16 protein-coding genes and 1 pseudogene are annotated in these 20,468 nt (G+C 61.4%); 10 read left to right on the forward strand and 7 right to left on the reverse strand.

Translation table 11 applies throughout. The features are described 5' to 3' along the window. The first annotated feature begins 202 nt into the window (after positions 1-202). A complete protein-coding gene (gene yfbR / locus JCM17207_RS03055) occupies positions 203-793 on the forward strand; it encodes a 5'-deoxynucleotidase (RefSeq protein WP_238316192.1) in 591 nt (196 codons plus the stop codon). Between the two features lie 4 nt (positions 794-797). Here the strand turns inward: yfbR and dusB are convergent, their stop codons facing one another. Continuing rightward, positions 798-1,814: a tRNA dihydrouridine synthase DusB gene (dusB, locus tag JCM17207_RS03060; protein ID WP_238316193.1), complete on the reverse strand. Its 1,017-nt coding sequence runs from the start codon at positions 1,812-1,814 to the stop codon at positions 798-800. Positions 1,815-1,954: 140 nt separating this feature from the next. On the opposite strand from dusB, the gene JCM17207_RS03065 reads away from it, so the two are divergent. Further along, positions 1,955-3,085 (forward strand): aldo/keto reductase, encoded by a 1,131-nt coding sequence (locus tag JCM17207_RS03065; RefSeq protein ID WP_238316194.1) that lies wholly within the window; start codon positions 1,955-1,957, stop codon positions 3,083-3,085. Positions 3,086-3,148: 63 nt separating this feature from the next. Here the strand turns inward: JCM17207_RS03065 and JCM17207_RS03070 are convergent, their stop codons facing one another. Further along, positions 3,149-3,811: a GntR family transcriptional regulator gene (locus tag JCM17207_RS03070; protein ID WP_238316195.1), complete on the reverse strand. Its 663-nt coding sequence runs from the start codon at positions 3,809-3,811 to the stop codon at positions 3,149-3,151. Between the two features lie 398 nt (positions 3,812-4,209). Between JCM17207_RS03070 and JCM17207_RS03075 the strand changes: the two genes are divergently transcribed. Then, a complete protein-coding gene (locus JCM17207_RS03075; RefSeq protein ID WP_238316196.1) occupies positions 4,210-4,677 on the forward strand; it encodes a Fur family transcriptional regulator in 468 nt (155 codons plus the stop codon). Positions 4,678-4,766: 89 nt separating this feature from the next. Here the strand turns inward: JCM17207_RS03075 and JCM17207_RS13920 are convergent, their stop codons facing one another. Continuing rightward, positions 4,767-5,354, reverse strand: coding sequence for a transcription repressor NadR (locus JCM17207_RS13920; protein WP_444979634.1), 588 nt, complete (start codon positions 5,352-5,354; stop codon positions 4,767-4,769). Continuing rightward, positions 5,343-6,692: pseudogene (locus JCM17207_RS03080) on the reverse strand (alpha-amylase family glycosyl hydrolase); the annotation flags it as partial. The gene JCM17207_RS13920 and the pseudogene JCM17207_RS03080, both read right to left, overlap by 12 nt. A 295-nt stretch (positions 6,693-6,987) precedes the next feature. On the opposite strand from JCM17207_RS03080, the gene JCM17207_RS03085 reads away from it, so the two are divergent. The 7 genes from JCM17207_RS03085 to JCM17207_RS03115 all read left to right on the forward strand — a co-directional run bounded on the left by JCM17207_RS03085 (position 6,988) and on the right by JCM17207_RS03115 (position 17,132). Further along, the gene (locus JCM17207_RS03085; RefSeq protein ID WP_238316198.1) at positions 6,988-8,877 is read left to right on the forward strand and encodes a hypothetical protein; all 1,890 of its coding nucleotides are present in this window, start codon (positions 6,988-6,990) and stop codon (positions 8,875-8,877) included. 124 nt (positions 8,878-9,001) lie between these two features. After that, positions 9,002-9,271, forward strand: a complete 270-nt coding sequence (locus JCM17207_RS03090; protein ID WP_238316199.1) for a glutaredoxin domain-containing protein — start codon at positions 9,002-9,004, stop codon at positions 9,269-9,271. A gap of 36 nt (positions 9,272-9,307) precedes the next feature. After that, a complete protein-coding gene (gene tig / locus JCM17207_RS03095) occupies positions 9,308-10,306 on the forward strand; it encodes a trigger factor (protein ID WP_238316200.1) in 999 nt (332 codons plus the stop codon). A gap of 6 nt (positions 10,307-10,312) precedes the next feature. After that, entirely contained in the window at positions 10,313-11,527 is a 1,215-nt protein-coding gene (locus JCM17207_RS03100) for a 4Fe-4S dicluster domain-containing protein (RefSeq protein ID WP_238316201.1), read from the forward strand. Positions 11,528-11,581: 54 nt separating this feature from the next. After that, positions 11,582-13,894: a hypothetical protein gene (locus JCM17207_RS03105; protein WP_238316202.1), complete on the forward strand. Its 2,313-nt coding sequence runs from the start codon at positions 11,582-11,584 to the stop codon at positions 13,892-13,894. A 214-nt stretch (positions 13,895-14,108) separates the two neighbouring features. Beyond that, positions 14,109-15,842 carry a class I adenylate-forming enzyme family protein gene (locus tag JCM17207_RS03110; RefSeq protein WP_238316203.1) on the forward strand — a complete coding sequence of 578 codons (1,734 nt, stop codon included), beginning with the start codon at positions 14,109-14,111 and terminating at the stop codon, positions 15,840-15,842. A 159-nt stretch (positions 15,843-16,001) separates the two neighbouring features. After that, a complete protein-coding gene (locus tag JCM17207_RS03115; protein ID WP_238316204.1) occupies positions 16,002-17,132 on the forward strand; it encodes an SGNH/GDSL hydrolase family protein in 1,131 nt (376 codons plus the stop codon). Between the two features lie 60 nt (positions 17,133-17,192). Here JCM17207_RS03115 and JCM17207_RS03120 read toward each other — a convergent pair whose 3' ends face one another. The 3 genes from JCM17207_RS03120 to JCM17207_RS03130 are packed head-to-tail and all read right to left on the reverse strand — an operon-like array spanning position 17,193 to position 20,155. After that, positions 17,193-18,407: a hypothetical protein gene (locus JCM17207_RS03120; RefSeq protein ID WP_238316205.1), complete on the reverse strand. Its 1,215-nt coding sequence runs from the start codon at positions 18,405-18,407 to the stop codon at positions 17,193-17,195. A 4-nt stretch (positions 18,408-18,411) separates the two neighbouring features. After that, complete coding sequence (locus JCM17207_RS03125; RefSeq protein WP_238316206.1) at positions 18,412-18,654, reverse strand: acyl carrier protein; 243 nt, start codon at positions 18,652-18,654, stop codon at positions 18,412-18,414. A 46-nt stretch (positions 18,655-18,700) separates the two neighbouring features. Beyond that, positions 18,701-20,155 (reverse strand): class I adenylate-forming enzyme family protein, encoded by a 1,455-nt coding sequence (locus JCM17207_RS03130; protein ID WP_238316207.1) that lies wholly within the window; start codon positions 20,153-20,155, stop codon positions 18,701-18,703. Positions 20,156-20,468: the final 313 nt, after the last annotated feature.

The raw sequence follows: 20,468 nt of genomic DNA on the forward strand, positions 1-20,468 counted from the left end.
TTTCTCCGCCCGGCCAGGGGGCGGCTGTGGATTTTTCCCAGGGTCCAAACCCATACAAGGGATAGTATAGCACGTTCTGCCCCGCAAAAAAAGCGTCTTTGGCCCGCTGAGGGGCCCGCCGCCCTTGACAAGGGCCGGGGCGGGGGCTATTTTGGTAAATAAAACGCCGCCGGTGCGCCCGGCGGCTGGGAGGTTTTATTCGATGCTCTATCCGTTCAGCGCCCTGCTGGCCCGCATGAAGTATATCACCCGGTGGAGCCTGATGCACTCCACCCGGCCCGAGTCCCTGAGCGAGCACACCTGCGACACCGCCCTGATCGCCCATATGCTCTGCCTGATCGCCCGGCGGTACACCGGCACCCCCTGCCGCCCCAAGACGGTGGCGGTGGCGGCCCTCTACCACGACGCCCACGAGATCATCACCGGGGACCTGCCTACCCCGGTGAAGTACCGGAGCGCCACCCTGCGGGATGCCTATAAGGCCATCGAGGCCGAGAGCGCCGCCCAGATGGCCGCCCTGCTGCCCGACGAGCTGGAAGAGGAGGTGCTGCCCTATCTGACCGGCAATCTTTTGACGGCGGAGGAGCGGAAAATCCTGAAAGCCGCCGACCGGCTCTCGGCCATCATCAAGTGCCTGGAAGAGGCTCGCAGCGGCAACCACGAGTTCGACTCGGCCCTCCGGCAGCAGAAAGAGGCCCTAAAAGCCATGGCCTGCCCCGAGGCGGCCTGGTTCATGGAGCACTGTCTGCCCTGCTACCCCCAGAACCTGGACGAGCTGACCGGCCAGGGCTGATCTTTCAGGGGAAGGGCACTTCCCTCTGATCGTCCGCCTCGCCGGCTTTCCGCTGCTCTTCAAAGACAGCCTCGATCAGCCGGTCAATGTCGGTGAGGTATTGGAGCTCGCAGCAGACTCGCCGGAGGTTGGCCGCCCCCCGCAGGCCCTTCATATAGTGGATGGCCTGGGCCCGGGCCTGGGGCATGGCGACGTACTCGCCTTTCAGCCCCACCATCTCCTCCACCTGGCGGCGGAGGGCGTTCATCCGGGCCTGAAGGTTGGGGGCCTTGGGGGCGGGCTGGCCCTCTAAAGCAGCGTTCACCCGCTCAAAGAGCCAGGGGTCCCCCAGGGCCGCCCGGGCAATCATCACCCCGTCGCAGCCGGTCTGGCGGATCATCTCCACCGCATCCTCTGCCGAGTGAATGTCCCCGTTGCCAAAGACCGGGACCTGCACCGCCTCTTTGACGGCCGCAATAATGGACAGGTCAATGCCGGGGGTGTACATCTGTTCCCGGGTCCGGGCATGGACCGCAATGGCCGCCGCCCCGGCCTGCTGGCAGGCTTTGGCCACCTCCACCGCCGTGACATGATCGGCGTCCCAGCCCTTGCGGATCTTCACCGTCACCGGGCGGGAGGTATTCTTCTTCACCTGCTCCACGATCCGGCCGCAGAGGTCGGGGTCCATCATCAGGCGGCTGCCTGCCCCGCCCGAGACGATCTTGGGCGCGGGGCAGCCCATGTTGATGTCCAGAAAGTCAAAGTCGTACTGCTCGATCTCCGCCGCCGCGGCTCCCATGATCTCGGGCACCTCGCCGAAGATCTGCACCCCGTAGGGGGCGCCGTTGTCCTCGGCTTTCAGCAGGCTGACGGTTTTGTGGTCGTGGTAGGTCAGCGCCCGGCTGGAGACCATCTCGCTGACGGTATAGCCCGCCCCGTGCTCGGCCATCAGCCGACGGCAGGGGGCGTCGGTAAAGCCCGCCATGGGGCCAAAGACCGCACGGTGGGGCAGAATGACATTTCCGATTTTTATGGGTTCCATCTGTATCTCCTGTTCTGTTGCTGGCCGCGGGGCGGCCGCAGCCCTTATTCTATCATATTTTTCGGCTTTGTGGTATACTGGAGCCATCAATCCAAAAGGAGGAAGAACGGGCGTTTCGGGGCCCGTTCTGGAAGAGAGCTATGGAATATCGTGACTGGAACACCGGCGCCCGGACCTCGCTCTTGGGCTACGGCTGCATGCGGTTCCCCACCCGGCCGGACGGCTCCATCGACGAGGAACGGGCCGCCGCCCTTTTGAACGCCGCCCGGGACGCCGGGGTGAACTATTTCGACACCGCCTACAACTACCACGGCGGGGCCAGCGAGCCTTTCGTGGGCCGGGTGATCGCCCAGTGGCCCCGGGAGAGTTTTTATCTGGCCACGAAACTCCCGGTCTGGAAGTGCGAGAGCCTGGAGGACGCCAAGAAAATCTTCGCCGAGCAGCTGGAACGGCTGGGGGTGGAGTACATCGACTTCTACCTGATGCACTCTCTCCACCAGCCCCGGTACGACAAAGCCAAGGCCCTGGGGATCGTGGACTGGCTCTGGGAGCAGAAGGTCGCCGGGAAGATCCGGAACCTGGGCTTTTCCTTCCACGACCACTACGCGGCGCTGGAGCATATCCTGAACGACCAGCCCTGGGACTTCTGCCAGCTGCAATACAACTACCTGGACACCGACGAAAAAGCCGAGGAGCAGGCCGGCGACCGGGGCTATGCCCTGACCGAGACCAAGGGCGTGCCGGTGATCATCATGGAGCCCATCAAGGGCGGCACTCTGGCCAACCTCCCCGCCGACGCCACCGCCCCCCTCAAGGCCCTGCGGCCCGGGGCCAGCGCGGCCTCCTGGGCGCTGCGGTGGGTGGGCAGCCACCCCAACGTCCACGTGATCCTCTCGGGGATGAGTGCCGAGGACCAGCTGGCGGATAACCTGGCCACCTTCCAGAAGTTTGAGCCCCTGAACGAGGCCGAACAGTCCGCCGTGGCCCAGACCGCCCAGGTACTGCGGAACAAGATCCGGGTCGGCTGCACCGCCTGCCGGTACTGTATGCCCTGCCCCATGGGGGTGGATATCCCCGACAATTTCAGCCTCTGGAACCGGCTGGCCATGTTCGGGAACACCGAGCAGGTGAAAAACGCCTGGAACCGGATGGAGGAAAAAGAAAAGGCCAAAAACTGCATCCGCTGCGGCAAATGCGAGGCCATCTGCCCCCAGCACCTGCCCATCCGCCAGGCCCTGGCCCAGCTCCAAACCGAGCTGGACAGCCTCTGATTTACCATCCCAGCCCCACAGCAAAGCCCCTGCGGCAGACGCCGCAGGGGCTTTATTATCTATTTATTCCCCCAGGTGGATCTGGTGGATGACGTCCTCGGCCTTATCCCGGGCCCGCTCCAGATGGCGAGTGAGGGCGTCGGCGGCCTCGTTCCACTGACCGGCCAGAGCGGCCTCCAAAATCTCCAGGTGCTCCTCACAGGTATCGGCCTGGCCAATCATCCCCACCCGGCCGGTGAGAATCCGGAACCGGGTATTCTGGCCGGTAATGCAGTCGTAGGCCGAGCGGAGGTATTTGTTCTCCAGCCCGCTCACCAACAGCGCGTGGAAAGCGTCGTCCGTCTCACAGAAATCCCCGATCTTCTCGGGGCTGCTCATCAGCTCGGCGAACTCTTCCAGCGCCTGACGGGGCAGCGCCGAACCATACACCCGCAGGGCGTAGGGCTCCACCAGCAGCCGCACCTCGAACATGCTGCGCACATCCTCCGCCGTGATGGCCGAGACCATCAGCCCCTTTTTGGGCAGGATGGTGATCAGCCCCTCCTGTTCCAGGCGGCCCAGGGCGTCCCGCATGGGGGTGCGGCTGATGTTGCCCATCTCGGCGCAGAGTTTCTGCTCGTTGAGGAACTGGTTGGGTGCATATTCACAGTTCATGATCTTTGCTTTGAGATACTGATAGGCCTGCAGTTTCAAGCTGGGTTTCATCAGTACTTCCGGTTCTTTCATTGGTAGCCTCCTGCCTTTATCTCCAAAAAACGCGCAACTTTACAAAGCCCCCGGGCGCTCCCCTGCCAGAGCTGCGGCGGACCGGGCCAAAAGCCCCCTCAAAAATCTTCACGACACGTTTTTATATATGTATATTATTTCACAATCTCTTTTCCTTTACAAGACCCCTGTTTTATCTTTGGCGCCGTCTATGATTTTGACGAAAAATATGCAGATTTTTTTCATATTTCGCCCAATCGGGCCGAAAAACATTCCTCTGTCAAACGAGGTGACTGGACAGGTATCCGGCCCCGCCGGGCCGGCGATTTTCGGCCCGGGGTTGCGTTTTCGGCCCTAAATCGTTTATACTGTCTGAAACCAGACTTTGCAACGATCAAAAAAGGAAGTGTTCTCCCCCTATGGCACGCAGCGATGGCTACAACACCAAAACCCGCCAGCTGATCCTGGACTATCTCATCAACAACCGGCAGCACGCCGTCAGCGCCTCCAACATTCTGGAACATCTGGAGGCCCAGGGCGCCAGCCCCAACCCCACCACCGTCTACCGCTACCTGGACAAGCTGGCCGTGGAGCAGCGGATCATGAAGTATGTGGCCGACAAGGGCCAGAAAGCCGTCTTTCAGTATGTGGACGAGGGGCATCACTGCCGGGAACACCTCCACCTGAAATGCGTGGGCTGCGGGCGGATCTTCCACCTGGAATGCGATTTCATGGACGAGGTGCGCCGCCATCTGATGGAGGGCCACGGCTTCGAGCTCCAGTGCGAGGGCAGCATCCTCTATGGCAGGTGCCGCCGCTGCGCCGCCAAAGCCAAGGCGGAACAGACGCCCCCGAACGAGGAGAACACCTCCTCCGGCCAGACCTGACCCTTTGTGATACCACAAAACCGCCCGCCTGGTTCATCAGCCAGGCGGGCGGTTTCTATCAGGCCGGTTTCATCCGGGCCATTGGTCGGTTAGTTTTTCTGGTAGAGGATGCCCCGGGCCGCCAGTTCGGCCTCGATCCGGCGGAAAGCCGCCTCGCTGGAACACTGAATCCGGTGCAGGTGAACCCCGCCGGTCATCCGGCTGAGCAGGCTGTCGGGGGCTTCTGCCGCCAAACGGAGGAATTCGTCGGCGTCGTACCGGCTGGCCACGTTCAGGTTGCCCCGCAGCTCGCCGTAGAGGGCGTTCTCCACCGTAACATCCACCACGGTACCGCCCTGATCCACCACCGTATACAGCTCCGTTTGCAGCTGCTCGGCGGTCTGGTGAACGCAGGCCAGGATGCCCACATACCCACTGCCGCCCGTCCGGTGGAGCAGGTAGCCCCGGGGGGTGGCGTCAATCTGGGCGCCGCCCGCCCGCAGCAGGGCCACATCCCCCACCACGATCTGGCGGGAGACCCCCAGCCGCCGGGCCAGAGCGCTGGCGCTCACCGGGTCGCCGGAGTCGGTGAGGATCTGGAGGATGACTTCCCGCCGCTGGGCGGTGCCCAGGCCCGCGTTCTCCCGCTCGGGGGTCTCGGGGGCGCGGTCCGCCTGCTGGGCGGGCAGCCGCAGGATGGTGCCGTAGTTCGGGGGCAGCTCCACCTGCACCCGGCCCCACTCGATCCGCACCTGCACCGGCTGGCTGCCTACGCAGTCGGCTAGAAGATCCTCGGCCCCCTCGGCGGGCACCGGCAGGTCAAACTCCAGCCGGGCGGGGTTGTCGGCGTTGTTCAGGACGGTGACCAGAGCCTGGCCGTCCTTCACCCGGGCAAAAGCATACTGGGTGGTGGTCAGCTGCAATTCCCGGAACTCGCCGTCGGTCAGAGCGGGGTAATCGGCTTTCAGGCCGCCCAGGGCCGCATACAGGCTGGTGACGGGGTTCGACTCGAACGCGTCGGAGAAATCCGCCAGTTCCAGGCAGGGCCGCAGAGGCCAGTCGGAGCCGTACTCCTTGCGGCCCTCGATGGCAAACTCGGAGCCGTAGTAGATGGAGGGGATGCCCCAGAGGGTATAGAGCAGGATCGCAATGTTGCGGATGTGGGCCCGGTTCCGCAGTTTGTTGGGCAGTCGCTCCACATCGTGGTTGTCGGAGAAGAGATACAGCCGGGTGTTGCCGCACATTCCCTGAAGGCGGCGGACGGTGTGGGCGATCTCGAAATAGTTGTGGTCGTTGTGGCCGCTCCACAGGCCCTTGTGCAGCTCGTAGTTGGTGACCGAGTGGAGGGTGTCGGGGTTGGCCCAGCGGCTGTAATCCCCGTGGATCACCTCGCCCATCAGCCAGAACTCGGGCTTGAGCTGTTCGGTGAACCGGCGCAGCCCCCGCATGAAGTCAAAGTCCAGCACATCGGCCGCGTCCAGCCGGATGCCGTCGATGTCGAACTGCTCCACCCAGAACCGCACGGTGTCAAAGTGGTACTGCTGCACCTCGGGGTTCCGCTGGTTGAGTTTTACCAGCAGGTTGTAACCGCCCCAGTTGCCGTAGGAGAAACCATCGTTGTACTCGTTGTTGCCCCAGAAGTTCAGGTCGCAGAACCAGTCCCGCCAACGGGAGTTTTCCCGCTGGGCTTTCAGATCCTGGAAGGCGAAGAAACCCCGGCCCACATGGTTAAACACGCCGTCCACAATCACCTTCTGGCCCCGGGCGTGACAGGCATCCACAAAGGCCCGGAATTCCTCGTTGGTGCCCAGGCGGCGGTCCACCAGCCGGTAATCGATCGTGTCGTACCCGTGGGACCCGCTCTCGAACAGGGGGCCGATGTAGATGGCCGTACAGCCCAGCTCGGCGGCGTGGGCTGCCCAGGCATCCAGCTTTTCAAAGGCCCCGGGCACCGCCTGGCCGTCGTTTTCGTGGGAACAACCGCACAGCCCCAGAGGGTAAATGTGATAGAACACCGCGTTATCATACCAAGCCATTCAAAAATCCACTCCTGAATCCAAAAAATCTGCTCCCTTTGCCGGGGCTGGGCCCCTGTCTTGTCGGCAGCATGGATAGTATAACACAAAAATTGGGTTTTGTGTGGATTTTATCCGATTTTCTCTGAACATATCCCGATAAATCCGTCATTTATTCCAATTCTTGAGCAAATTCCCCCGGCTCTGGTTCGGCCAGGTTCTGCCTCTGGACAGGTTTATCGTCGGTCTGTTATACTATTTCTATTCACAAAATCGTAGTTTTTGCCCCATTCAAACGCGAAAGGATGATCTTCTCATGCCAACCACTGTCCTCCGGCGCCGCCGGGCCGGGCTCTGCCCGGCGCTCTTTGCCGGCTCTCTGCTCCTGCTGGGGCTGCTGGGATTCTGGGGCGGGATGGGGGCCCTGTTCTTCCCTCTTTTGAGTCTCTGGGCGAACCTTCTGCTCTTTTTCTGCGCCCTGGGGGCCCTGCGCAAGGCGGAGGTCCGGCTGACCCGGTTCCACTGGTACCTGTTGGGCGGGGTCTATCTGGCCGCCCTGGCCTATGCTTTTATACAGGTGAACAGCCACACCTTTGTCTATGTCTGGGATTACAGCAACTACCTTCTCCTCCAATACGACGCCGAGGCGGCTTTTGGGTCCGGCGCGGGGGTGGGGCTCTGGCATCTGTACACCTCCCTGGGGGAGGACTACACCAGCTTCATCACCCTCTTCACTGAGTTCCCCTTCTGTCTCACCGACCACACCGGGGACAGCTACGTTTTGAGCCAGATGGTGAGCGTCTTCCCCACTCTGCTGCTCCTGCTGGGGGGTCTGGTGGTGAAAACCGGTCAGCTGATCGGCGTAAAAAATGAATCCGGGTATTTTCTGGTGGGGCTGACCCTGACGGTGGTGTTCCCCTATTTGCGGATGGCGGCGGCTCTGGGCCAGCCGGACTGGTTTGGGCTGATCTTCGCCTTTATGATTCTGCTGCTGACGTTGGACTACCGGTTTGACCGGCTGGAGCCCGGCCGGTGCGCCGCCATCTTCTTCGCCACCGAGGCGCTGATCCTCACCCGGCGGTGGTACCTCTACTTTTTGGTGGGATATTTCTTCACCTATGCGGTGCTGGTGGTTCTGAGCTGCCGGGGGCTGCCCCGCCGGGCCCGGAACCGCCGGCTGCGGAATCTGGTTCTCTTCGGGGCCGGGTCGGCGGCGGCCATGTGCCTTTTGCTCTGGCCCATCGTTCGCCACATTCTGCTGTATAATTATTCATCGCATTATGCCGTATACAATACCGGCGGCCTGGCTCTGGAGCTGTACAGCCAGTTCTTCCGGCTCAGCCCCCTTTACCTGTTTTTGATGGGCTGGGGGCTCTGGGCCGCCCGGAAGAAAAAGCAGGCTTTTCTGCCCGCGCTGGCCCTGGGCCAGCTTGCCGTCAGCCTGGTTCTCTTTACCCGGGTGCAGAACCTGGGCTCTCACCAGACCCTTCTCCTGATCCCGGGGTACTTTCTTTTGATGCTGGAGGGCGCGGCGGCCCTGGCCGACAGCCTGAACCGCCGCCGGGCCCTCAAGCTTGGATTTTGGGCGTTTACCGTTCTTTTTTACCTTTCGGTGTGGCTGTCGCCCCTGACCACCATCGCCCTGCCGGGGTTCATCCTGGACTCCCTCGACATGGAATTCACCCGGCTGGACGCCATGATCTACGACCGGACCGACCTGGCCCAGATCCGCCAGTTAGCGGACTGGATCGACCAGAACTGCGCCGAGGGGGAGTTCGCCTACATGATCCCCCACTCTCTGCCCTATAACCCCGACCTGTTTTTGAACTGTGATCTGCCCAACCGCCCGCTGGAAAACAAACTCTGCTTCGGGTTTGGCATCCTGGGCACCCAGCCCTTCCCCACCGAACTGTTTGAGGCAAAATATGTCCTGACGGCCCTGCCTTTCCCCTGGTGTTTTGAGGTCAGCAACGTATCCGAAACCCTGGACACACAGTTTTGGGCCATGCAGGAGCAGTATTTCACCTACGAAACCAGCTTTGATATGGGCAACGGCACCGTATTTTATGTCTACCGCCGCACCACCCCCACCGATTTAAACGAAGTGCAGCGGTATTTGGACGCTTTTGCCGAAGAAAACGCCCTTTTCCCCGAGCTGTACAGCGAAGTAATCTGGGGCTGGTGTGCCGAAAATGGACTAATATGACAATTCTGCCAGCGATTCACCGTTTTTTTCACAAGTTGTAGCTCTTGCCCCAGGCCTCGCAAGGGTGTATACTGTCACCATGGCCATTCTGCATATTTTTCAATATTTTAGGAGGTAACATAATATGCTGAAACTTTACGGCGCCGAAATCTGCTCCACCTGCCGCGAGGCAAAGCAGCTGCTGGCGGAGCAGTCGATTGAATATGAGTACGTCGACATCACCGCAAGTACCAAGAACCTGAAGGAGTTTCTCGCCATGCGGGACACCCTGCCCCAGTACGACAGCGTCAAGGCGGAGGGCCGGATCGGCATCCCCACCTTTGTCTGGGACGATGGCTCGGTCTCGCTGGACACCAACTGGCTGAAGGGCGAGTTCCGCTGCGCCGACTGCTGAGCGCCATACCCTGATAAGGAGGCGCATCAGAGGATTATGTCAAATCAACCGAAACCGCATCATCCCGTCACGCTGGGCCAGTACAAGGGCCTGCCGGTAACACGGCATGTCCGCACGGTCTCGGACCAGGAGGTGGAGCAGGAGCTGCTCCATCAGTGCCGCCTGCACGCCCACTACCAGCTCACCGACCGCCCCGCACAGGACGGCAGCCGGATCACCCTGGATTTTGAGGGCTATCTGGACGGCAAGCCCATCCCCGACAGCCGGATGACCAACGCCGCCCTGGTTTTGGGCAACGGCCGGCTGGTGCCTGCCGCCGAACAGGCGGTGTACGGGCACTGCGCCGGGGAGACCTTTACATTTGACTTCACCTATCCCGAGGAGTTCGAGATCCCGGAGCTGGCCGGCCAGACCGCCCAGTTCACCCTCACCCTTCACACAGTGGCCGAAAAGCTGATGCCCGAGGCCGACGACGCCTTCGCCCGCGGGCGGGGCTATGAGAGCCTTGCCGCCATGAAGGAGGCCATCCGGCAGAAAAAGCAGCTGCCCCACGAGGCCGCTGCCGACCGCAAAGCCGGGGCCGAGCTGCTGGCTGCCGCCGGGGCCAACCTGACGGTTCAGCTGGACCCGGCCCGTCTGGATGCCGCCGCCGAGCAGGAGCTCCAGCGCCGCGCCGCCCGCTTCCAGCGGGAGGGCGGCAGCCTGGAAGGCTACTGCGAGGCCGAGGGGATCACCCCCGAACAGCTGCGGGCCCAGTGCCGCGCCGCGGCCGAGCGCCAGATCCGGAGCGTTTTGGCCGCCCAGGCCATCGCCGAGGCCGAGGGGATCACCGTCTCCGACCCGGAGGTCCGGGCCGAATACCGGCGGCTCTCGGCGGCGCAGAACCTGTCCGAGGACGATCTGCTTCTGCGGATCCCGCCTCACGCCATGACGGCCGCCCTGACCGCGCAGAAGGTGCAGTCCTTCCTGCTGGAGAACGCCTGCGTTACCACAGTGCAGGACCCGCCTGAGAATTCATCGACAAGCGAGGTTTAATGTTCTATGGGTATTTTTACGAAATATGCCATGGATGCGCTGATGAAAACCAGCCACCCCGAGATCGACCGCCGCCAGTGCTGGAATCTCTCCCCGCACCGGTCCAAGTGCTCCGACTGCAAGGATATCTGCCCCTATGGGGAGAGCATTTTTGCCCGCCCCAATCTGATCCGGGACTGGTCCGCCTGCACCGACTGCGGGCTGTGTGTCTCGGTCTGCCGCAGCCGGTGCATCGAGCCCTCGCCCGAGCAGATCCAGCAGGACATCGCCCCCGCAGACAGCGACAACGACACCATCTGGATCGGATGCCAGAAGAGCAGCCGCCACAACGATCTGGTGCGGGACTGCATCTGCGCGCTGTCCTGGGAGTCCCTGGCCTATCTGGCGCTGAACAAAAAGATTGTTCTGGATCTGACCCCCTGCGGGGAATGTGAGAACGATCTGTGCGCCGAGAAGCTGCGGGCCGAACTCACCCGGCTGGTGGAATTCTTCGGCACGGCGCTGTTCCAGGCCCGCTTCACCCTGGCGTATCAGCCGGAGGAGGCGCCCTACCAGGTCAAGAGCCTGTCCCGGCGGGAGATGTTCTCCCACATGACCGATTCCTCCAAGGCGGGCAGCCGGTATCTGCTCCGGATGCTGCCCGGCCTTCAGGACCCGGACCGGGGCAAGGCGCTGGATTTCCGGCTGCTGCTCAACCAGCGGATCAAACAGCTGAAGGCGGCCACCGAGACGCCGATACATTACGGCTGGCATCTGCCCGCCTTCAACTCCAAGTGTTTCGGCTGCGGCAAGTGTGAAAAATCCTGCCGCGCCGGCGCCCTCAAAATTGAGGATCTTCCCGACGGGCAGTCCCGGGTGGTCATCACCCCCTGGAAGTGCAGCGAATGCGGCGTCTGCGTGGCGGCTTGCAGCTACCACGCCATCGACGGCATGAAGCTGCGCCAGCTGACCAGCCTGGGCCCCGTCAGCGTACTCAAATTCAAAAAGACGTTCTGCTCCGAGTGCGGCAAACCCGTCGCACCCGACAGCGCCGACGGTCTGTGCTCTGTGTGCAGGATCCGGGCGCGGAGCAAAAAACGCCAGCAGGAAGCCGCCGAGCGGGCCCGGGCACGGGCTGCCGAGCGGGCGGCAAAAAAGGCAGCTCAGGCCGCTGACCCCAGCGCCGCACCGGCCCCCGAGGCCGCCGCGGCGGTGGAATCGCACACAGGGAGTACCTGCTAAACCTCCTGCTCCCTCCGCACTCTTCCATCTAGGTTTTCCATGAGGATTAAAGCAATGAAACAGAACCACATCGCCAAACGTACTACGGCTCTGGCCGTCGGCACCATGCTGGCCGTATCCACTGCGGTCAACGTTTTCGCTGCGCCCTTCACGGCGCGTTACACCTACACCGGAGCGGACTATCTGTTCGAGAAGTTCTCCCACCCCGAGAGCGGCACCAAGCAGCCCGACGGTCTGGTGGACTATGTGGGCAACGGCCAGGTGGCCGCTTATGACCAGGGCCAGGGCGCCCGTGGCCAGAGCTATTCCTGGGCCGCCATCACCTACGGCGACTATCTCTATGTCTCCACCAACTACGCCTCCCTGGCCCAGACTCTGAACATGATGGACAGCGTTCTGGGTGAGAAATTCGATCACGAGATGATGGCCGCCGAGCTGGACGCTCTGTTCAACGGCTCCTTCTTCTACGGGGAGGAGGACGACGCCAACACCGGCGGCGTTCTGGTCAAGTTCAACGTCCACACCGGTGAGATGAAGGTTCTGATGTCCCGTGCCACCACCGGCCAGGCCGCCGCTCTGCGCAACGCGGTGGAGTACAACGGCAAACTGTACTTCTGCGGCGCCGTAGCCGAGGGCAGCCAGCTGGGCTACCCCAGTGTTTGGCAGGTGGACCCCGAGACCGATGAGTGCCGCCAGGTGTACACCGGCTTTGCCAGCGCACAGGAGTATGCCGAAGCCTATCAGAAGAACATCTGCGTCAGCGTTCGGGGCATCACCGAGTTCAACGGCTATCTGATTGTCAGCTGCGTGGGTGTTAACGGCCCCTATATCCTGGCCTCCAACCACCCCTGGGACGGTCAGGACGCCTTTGTGAAGATCGCCTCCGATGAGGAGACCACCGAGGACAAGGACCTGTTCGGCTATGCGGCCTACCACTACTCGGACAGCATCTACGGCGGCTCCATCTGGGAGATGATCTCCTACAACGGCAGCCTGTATGTGGCCCTGTGCACCGGTACCCCCGACAACATGCCCGACGATTATACCATGCAGTCCTTCGCCATCGTGCGGGGCGACTACGATCCCGAAAAGGGCTCGGTGGATAACCCCGACAGCTGGACCTGGACCCCGGTGATCGGCGACAAGGCCGACGGCGCCAAGTATACCTTCGGCATCGACCCGGAGCGCACCCGCTCGGGCGCCTGCAACCTGGTGGTGTATGACGGCTACCTGTACATTGGCGAGTACAACGACGAGGAGATCCCCCTCCAGTCGGTCATCTTCGACCAGGACTTCACCTTCCTGGCCCGGAACCTGACCCAGTCGGTCAACCTGTATCGGATGGATGAGAACGAAAACATCGAGCTGGTGGTGGGCGATGCCACCGAGATGTTCCCCGAGGGCAGCCTGTCCGGCATCGGCTCCGGCTTCGGCGACCACGAGAACCAGTACATCTGGCAGTCCACCGTCTGGCAGGGCAAGCTGTACCTGGGCACCTTTGACACCTCCAGCCTGCTGGAGCCCCTGGGCCAGTTCGTCAACGGCAACCTGCTGCGGATGACCAAAGAGGAGTGGAAGAGCCAGCTGGGCTATATCCGCACCGTGATCGAGCTGGCCATCCGCAAAGCGGTGAACGGCATCCGCACCACGGAGACCCCGGCCACCGAGGCGGAGGCCGAGGCCATGGTGATGGAGGCTCTGGCCAGCGCCAACACCCGCTGGTCCATGGAGCAGATGTCCACCCTGTCCAACGACGGGGAGACTGCGGTCGAGCAGATCACCCTGACCGAGGAGCAGGTCGATACCCTGGCCGATGCTCTGGTCAGCGGCGAGCTGGTGCCCGGCAGCCTGTCCGATGAGGAGGCCGCCGAGCTGCTGGCCATCAACCAGGAGCTGGACCAGTGCACCGAGATGTTCGACGCCCAGACCCCCGAGGAGTTCCTGGAGGTCTACGAGGATCTGGACGAGAAGCTGGAGGGCCAGAACGGCCTGCTGGGCAAGGCCTACCGCGAGCTGGTCAACGACAACCTGGCGCAGAACATCCGGTCCTACCTGACCTGCATCCGCTACCTGGCCACCGCCAAACGGGGCTTTGGCATGTACGTCAGCGAGGACGGCGTGAACTTTGAGGAGATCACCGACAACGGCTTCGGCGATCCCTACAACCACGGCCTGCGGGTGTTCGCCACCACCGAGGACTACATGTTCATCGGCACCGCCAACCCCTTCATGGGCACCCAGATCTGGCGCACCGACGGCGAGGCCCCGGCCAGCAACTCCGGCAGCAACAACGTGGTGAATATCATCACTTCTGTGGGCAAACTGATCAACTTCCTGCGGGACATCTTCTTCCGCTACAAAGTCTGATTTTTGCCCCCCTTTTCCCCCTATTTTGCAACGAAGAGACCTGCCTGCGGGCAGGTCTTTTTTTGCAGCAATTCTACACGATTTTGTCACAGACCGTTCATTGACATTCCCCTATATTTATACCTATAATAATAGGTATGCTACAGCTGTTTTTCAGCTTGTAAAATCCTTTGGCGGACCCCCGCCAGGATCTCAAAACAGAAAGGTATCTGTTATGGAAACAACCGTCAAAACCGTCCGGTACGCCTCCGAGGCCCGGCCCTGGCTCGCCTTTTATGACAAAAAGTTCTGGGACATGGAGCCCCCGGCCTGCACCGTGTTTGACTACCTCTGCCAGCAGAACAAAGGCCACCTGACGGACATCGCCCTCAGCTACTACGGCAACACCATCTCTTACGCCGATCTGATCGTCAACGTCAAAAAGACAGCCGCCGCCCTGCGGGCCATCGGGATGAAAAAAGGCGACATCGCCACGGTGGTCAGCGTCATGACCCCCGAGGCCATCTACCTCTACTACGCCGCCGACCTGCTGGGCGCCACCCTCAACCTGGTGGACCCCCGTTACAGCCCGGAGGGAATTCGGGATTACATTCAGGAAGTAGATTCCCGGCTGCTCTTCTGTCTGGACGCGGCCTATGAAAAATGCCGCCAGGCCATCAAGCGGACCTCGGTGGAAAAAGTGGTGGTCATCTCCCCCGCCGACTCCCTGAAAGGGCCGGTGAAGCTGGCCTACCTCCTGGCGAACCACGACAAAAACCGCTACGGCTCCAATGTGGTGCGGTGGAAGGCTTTTCTCGCCGCCGGCCAGGGCGAAAGCACCGCCGCCGAGCCCTACGACCCCGACCACTGCTGTGTTGTGGTCCACACCGGCGGCACCACCGGCTCCCCCAAAGGGGTGATGCTGGGGGACAACGCCTTTAACTCCCTGATTCAGCAGTTCACCGCCTACGAAGAGGTGTTTGAGCGCCAGCAGCGGCTGCTGAACGTTATGCCCCCCTTCATCGCCTACGGCTTTGCCTGCGGCGTCCACCTGCCCCTCTGCCTGGGCATCACGGTGGTGATCGTCCCCAACCTGGACCCCGCCAAACTGGGCCGTCTGGTGCTCAAGCACAAACCCTCCCATATGTTCGGCGTGCCCACCCATTACCAGACCCTGGCGGAAGACCGGAAGCTGAAAAACGCCGACCTGTCCTTCATCCTCAACTTTGCAGCGGGCGGCGACTCCCTCTCTCTGGGGGCGGAGAAAACCGTCAACGATTTTCTGGCGGCCCACGGCGCCCCCTATCCTCTGGCCAAGGGCTACGGCATGACCGAGGTCTGCTCGGCCGCCACCGCCTGCGCGGGCCACCACAACAAGCCCGGCAGCGTGGGCATCCCCCTGGTGAACACCCTGGTATCGGTGTTTGAGCCGGGCACCGACAAGGAGCTGCCCATCGGCGAGCGGGGCGAGGTGTGCATCTGCGGCCCCGCCACCATGCAGGGCTACTATGGCAAACCCGAGGAGACCCAGATCATCCTCCGCAAACACCCGGACGGCCGGGTGTGGGTCCACACCGGCGATCTGGGCTACATGGACGAGGACGGCTACGTCTTTTTGGATTCCCGGATCAAGCGGATGATCATCCGCCACGACGGGTTCAAGGTTTTCCCCACCATGATCGAGAACGCCCTGAGTATGCACCCGGCGGTCCGGGGCTGCTCGGTGGTGAGCTGCGCCGACAAGGACCATTTCCAGGGCCGGCTGCCCTTCGCCTTCATCCAGCTGGACCCGTCCTGCCACAAGAAAAAACGCCAGGTGGTTCAGGAGCTGCGCCAGCTCTGCCAGGAGGAGCTGCCCGAATACGTCCAGCCCGTGGGCTACAAGTTTGTGGACACCCCGCCCTACACCCCCGTGGGCAAGGTGGACTACCGGGCCCTGGAACAGTCGATCCAGCCCTCTGATTACTAACCCCCTCTGAAATAAAAATACCGGGTCCCCCTGACGGAAGGCCCGGTTCTTTTGTACCTAAGTCCAAATCTTGACATTTGCCGCACTGCTGTTTATTATGACAGTATCTTATCTCTATTTTCTCGCGCAGGCTCCGGCCCGCGCAAAAAGGAGTCTGACATGAAAAAACTGATTGCTTGCCTTGCGCTGACAAGCGTACTGCTGGCCAGCCTGCCCCTGGGTGCGCTGGCGGCTGAACCGGTTCCTCCGGTAGAGACCGCCCCCGGCACCGTGCTGCTGACCCCCGAAGAAACTGCGCCGGAAGCCCCTGCTGCCCCTGAGACCCCCGCACCGGAGGTACCCGCGGCACCCGAGGAGACCCCCGCTCCGCCCGAGGCGCCCGCCCCGGAGGCCCCTGCGGCTCCGGAAGAGCCCGCTGCGCCGGCCCCCCAGGCCGAGGAGGATGACTCCCTTATGTATGTGGCCCTGGGCGACAGCATCGCCGCCGGTGTGGGCCTGAAAGACGTGGTCTACCTGCCCGCACAGTACGGCTATGATATGACCCCCAACTTCAAAGGATATTCCCCGGACTGCTACGTCAGCGTCGTGGCCGAGGGGCTGGGCCTGGACCGTGACCACGCCATCAACCTGGGCCTGCCCGCCCTGATGACCAAGGACATGCTGGAAATGCTCCAGACCGGTTCCATGTCGGGGGTGAACGTCCTCGCCGGCACCTACTACTCCTACCCGGAATACCAGGAGTACGTCCGTCAGGCCGATATCATCAGCATCGCCATCGGCTGCAACGACATCACGGTGCCCTTTATTGTCTCTCTGGGCGAGGCCACCAACTGGAAATCCGAAAAGCTGGCCAACTACATTGTCTCGGGCACCCTGCGGGACTTCACCCTCGAGAGCTTCTCCCTCTTTATGGAGGCGGTCCAGGAGCTGGTCCTCACCCCCCAGGAGTTCAGCGACCTGTTCCAGGCGCTGACCACCGGTATGTACCAGAAGTGCCAGGACGGCTACGCCAACACCACCACATATCTGCCCCAGGTGATCGCCGCCGTGCGGGAGCTGAACCCCGACGCCCAGATCCTGGTGATCGGCTACTACAACCCGGTGCCCCTTCTCTACCCTGTGACCGATCACTTCATCAAGCTGAACCGCTTTGCCCGGGAGCTGTGTGAGCAGACCGGCGCCACCTTTGTGCCGGTGCCCCTGACCTCCACCGCCAACGACGCCCACCCCACCATCCGGGGCCACAAGTACATTGGCAACCAGATCCTCAAAGCTCTGGGCGCCCAGTAATTCGCCAACCAAAAACCCCCGCAGCATCTGCTGCGGGGGTTTTTTATGTAAATCAATCTCTCAGGTAAAGGCAGGGGTCCGGTCTTGGGCTTGTATCACCCGAACCTGCTCCTGCTCCATGACAGCGCGGATTACGTCTGCCAGGCCGGAGCGCAGGGTCTTATCCTGAATGCAGAGGATAATCTGGCCGTTGACGCTGGCCGCCTCCACACAAATGGAAGCGCCATCGGGCGGAACCCAAACCTCAAAATCTTCTATGTAGTCCATCAGCTCCGGGGAGGTGGGGCGGAGCGGATTGCCCAGATAGCTGATCCAGAAATCCGACGGGACGCCGCCCATGTATTCGCCCATCTGGAACACTCGCTGCTTGATCTTGAGGGGGGCTTTCAGCTTGGACACCTCATAGATCCAGTTCATCTGCTGGGCCATCCGCTCCAGTTTGCGCTCGGGTTCCAGATTGGATTTAACCTCCCGGTCCAACGCGCCGACAAAATCTTCCAGCCGGGGGTCCGGGCCAAACGCCGCCCGCCCCTGGAAGGAGGTCACGCAGTTGTAGGGTGCGTCCGGCGCGCCGATGTCGTCCCGGGTATCGGCGGAATAAGAGTAAAAGATCTCGTCCCGGCCCAGGTACTGCCGCATGGACAGAGTCAGCAGCGCCGTCAGGCAGCTGAAGGGCTTGACCCCGCTGGCCAGGGCCCGCTGGACCAAACTCGCCTTATCCACCCGAACCAGGGTCCGGTGAGCGGCCCCCTCGGCGATTTCGGGCACCTGCTCGCTCTGATCGTTTTTCGCATGGCAGCTGGGGAACCGATCAAAGAGGGCTTGCTCATCGTAGGGGGGCGGGGTCACCAGAGTCATCCCCACAAAGCCCGCGCCATACCGCCGGTTGCAGTACGCCTCCAGCACCAGGGCCGCAAAGGAGGCCATGCCCCGGCCATCCGACAGGAAATGGTGCCAGTTAAGATAAATCACCGGGCCCTCGCAGGAGAAGTAGAAGAGATAGCCATTGGTCTCTTCAGGGATCTCCCGCAGCTGGCTGCCCTGGAAGACCAGACAGGGCTGGTCGTTGGGCTCCAGATAGGCGTCCCGCTTTTCCCACACCAGCTGCTGGCGGAAATACTCCGCCCGGGACAGGACCTCGTCCTGTGCCGCTTGGAGCAAAGCGAGGTCTACCTCGTCCCGCAGGGTGATCTCGTAGCGGCAGCAGATTTTCTCCTGCCGGTAAAAGTACATCACGCCCTGGAAAATATAGGCGGATGAGCGATTCTGGGCCATTGGATCACACCACCTGGGCGGTGAGATAGTCCGCCAGGTCGCTCACGGTGACGAAGCCGCGAAGCTCTTTTTCGGGGATGCGGATGCCGAAGGTCTCTTCCAGATCCGCCACAATGGTCAGGATCTCCATGGAGGAAAGATCCAGATCGTCCATCAGAACGCTGTCCTCGGTGACCTCATCGGGAGAAATCTCCGCCACGTCCTCCAGAATTGCCTTGATCTGAGCCAGAATTTCCGATCTCTGCATAGTTATTTCCGTTCCTTTCTGTTATGCCTTTTTCAGGTTTTGGTTTTTATTTGCGTACGAGCTTGCCCGTGGCATTGCGGGGCAGGGGCTCGGTGCAGAACTCAATTAAGTTAATCCGCTTATACAGGGGCAGGGTGCGGTTGTAGTCGGCAACGTAGGCCTCGGCCTCTTTCTGCCGGTCCTCCGGGCAGCGGATCACCGCACAGATTTTGCGGTTTTTCTCTTTGACGAGGCATTCCTGGATGGCGTCGCAGCGGCCCAGCACCTGCTCCAGCTCCTCGGGGCTGACGTTCTCGCCGCTGGAGAGGATGATCAGGTTCTTTTTCCGCCCGGTGAGGAAGTAATATCCCTCCTCGTCCACCCGGGCCAGGTCGCCGGTATGGAACCAGCCCTCCGAGTCGATGACCTGGGCGGTGGCCTCTGGGTCTTTGTAATAGCCCAGCATCACGCTGTCGCCCCGGATGCACAGCTCCCCGTCATCCAGCTTGATCTCGCAGATGCCTTCCGGTTTTCCCACCGCCCCGATGTGTTTGGGGTCCTGGGCGTAGTTGATCATGCCGTCGCCGCAGGTCTCGGTCAGGCCGTAGGTCTGGACGATGAACATCCCCTGCCCGGCCAGATCCAAGAGCATCTGGGGGTCAAAGGAGGCCGAACCGCAGACGGGAGACCACAGGGGCCTCAGCCGGTCCCGCCGGCCCCGCATCATATCGCTGTGGATGGTCTGCATAATCACCGGCACCACGCCCATGGCCTCGCTGGGCATCAGGGCTATATCCCGGTAGAAGCTGCGCAGGCTGCACAGGTTGAGGGCCCAGCCCTTCATGCTCCAGGAGAACAGGCAGGTAAACGCTGCCATATGGAACATGGGCAGAACGGTGCAGTGGCTCAGCACGGTGTTTTCGTTCTGAAGCTCCTTGCAAAAACGCTCCCCTATTCCGGTAAACGGATGCATCACACTGAAAATTGCACGCTGCGAGAGCATGACGCCCTTGCTGCGGCCGGTGGTGCCCGAGGTGAACATGATCATCAAAAGGGCGTCCAGGTCGGCGCACTCGGAGATCTCGGCGGGCACTGTGCAGGCCGTATAATGGTCGATGGGCAGCAGCCGGTCGCCAAACCGCTGGATCAGACTCTCATTATAGGGGTAATCCCCGCCGTCCCAGAGCGCGGCCTCGGGCTCCACCAGGTCCAGCTCGTAGGAAAGCTCGTCCCAGCTCTTATTCTGGTTCAGAGGAACCACAACTGCCCCCGCCAGCATCAGCGCGAAGATATTGACGGCGTAGTGATAGTTATTCCCGCTGAGGATGCAGATTTTGCGCCCGGCCAGGTCTGGGATTTTTTCCCGCAGGCTGGTGACGGCGCAGCGAATCTCGTGGGCATAGGTGCGATAGGTTTTTTCCACTACGACCTGCTGCGCCTCATTATAGTAACGCATCGCAATACGTTCTGCATAGGTATGTTCCATATTCTGGGTGACCAGTTGGTATACAGATGAAATCATAGTTCTTCCTCCCTAATATCCATCTATCGTATCAGGCGAGGGCAAAGCCGGGCCCGGCGCACCACCCCTTGGCAAAGAGTATACCGCTTAACACTCCGCAATGCAAGACCTGTATTACAGGTAGCCCGTATAAATTTTTGTTTTAGTCGTTTTGCTTAATGTGGGCGTTTTTTCCTCTTGAAATTATTCCCTTTTGCTGCAATTATCACGAAATTATGATACAATTCTGCCCGGGCATCCCCCTGGATGCCTGCCTGGCGGACTCAATTCAAATTGACAGGCAGATTAAAAAGCATTATACTTGATTCAAATA

This window comes from Faecalibacterium gallinarum, assembly GCF_022180365.1.
Lineage (GTDB): Bacteria > Bacillota > Clostridia > Oscillospirales > Ruminococcaceae > Faecalibacterium > Faecalibacterium gallinarum.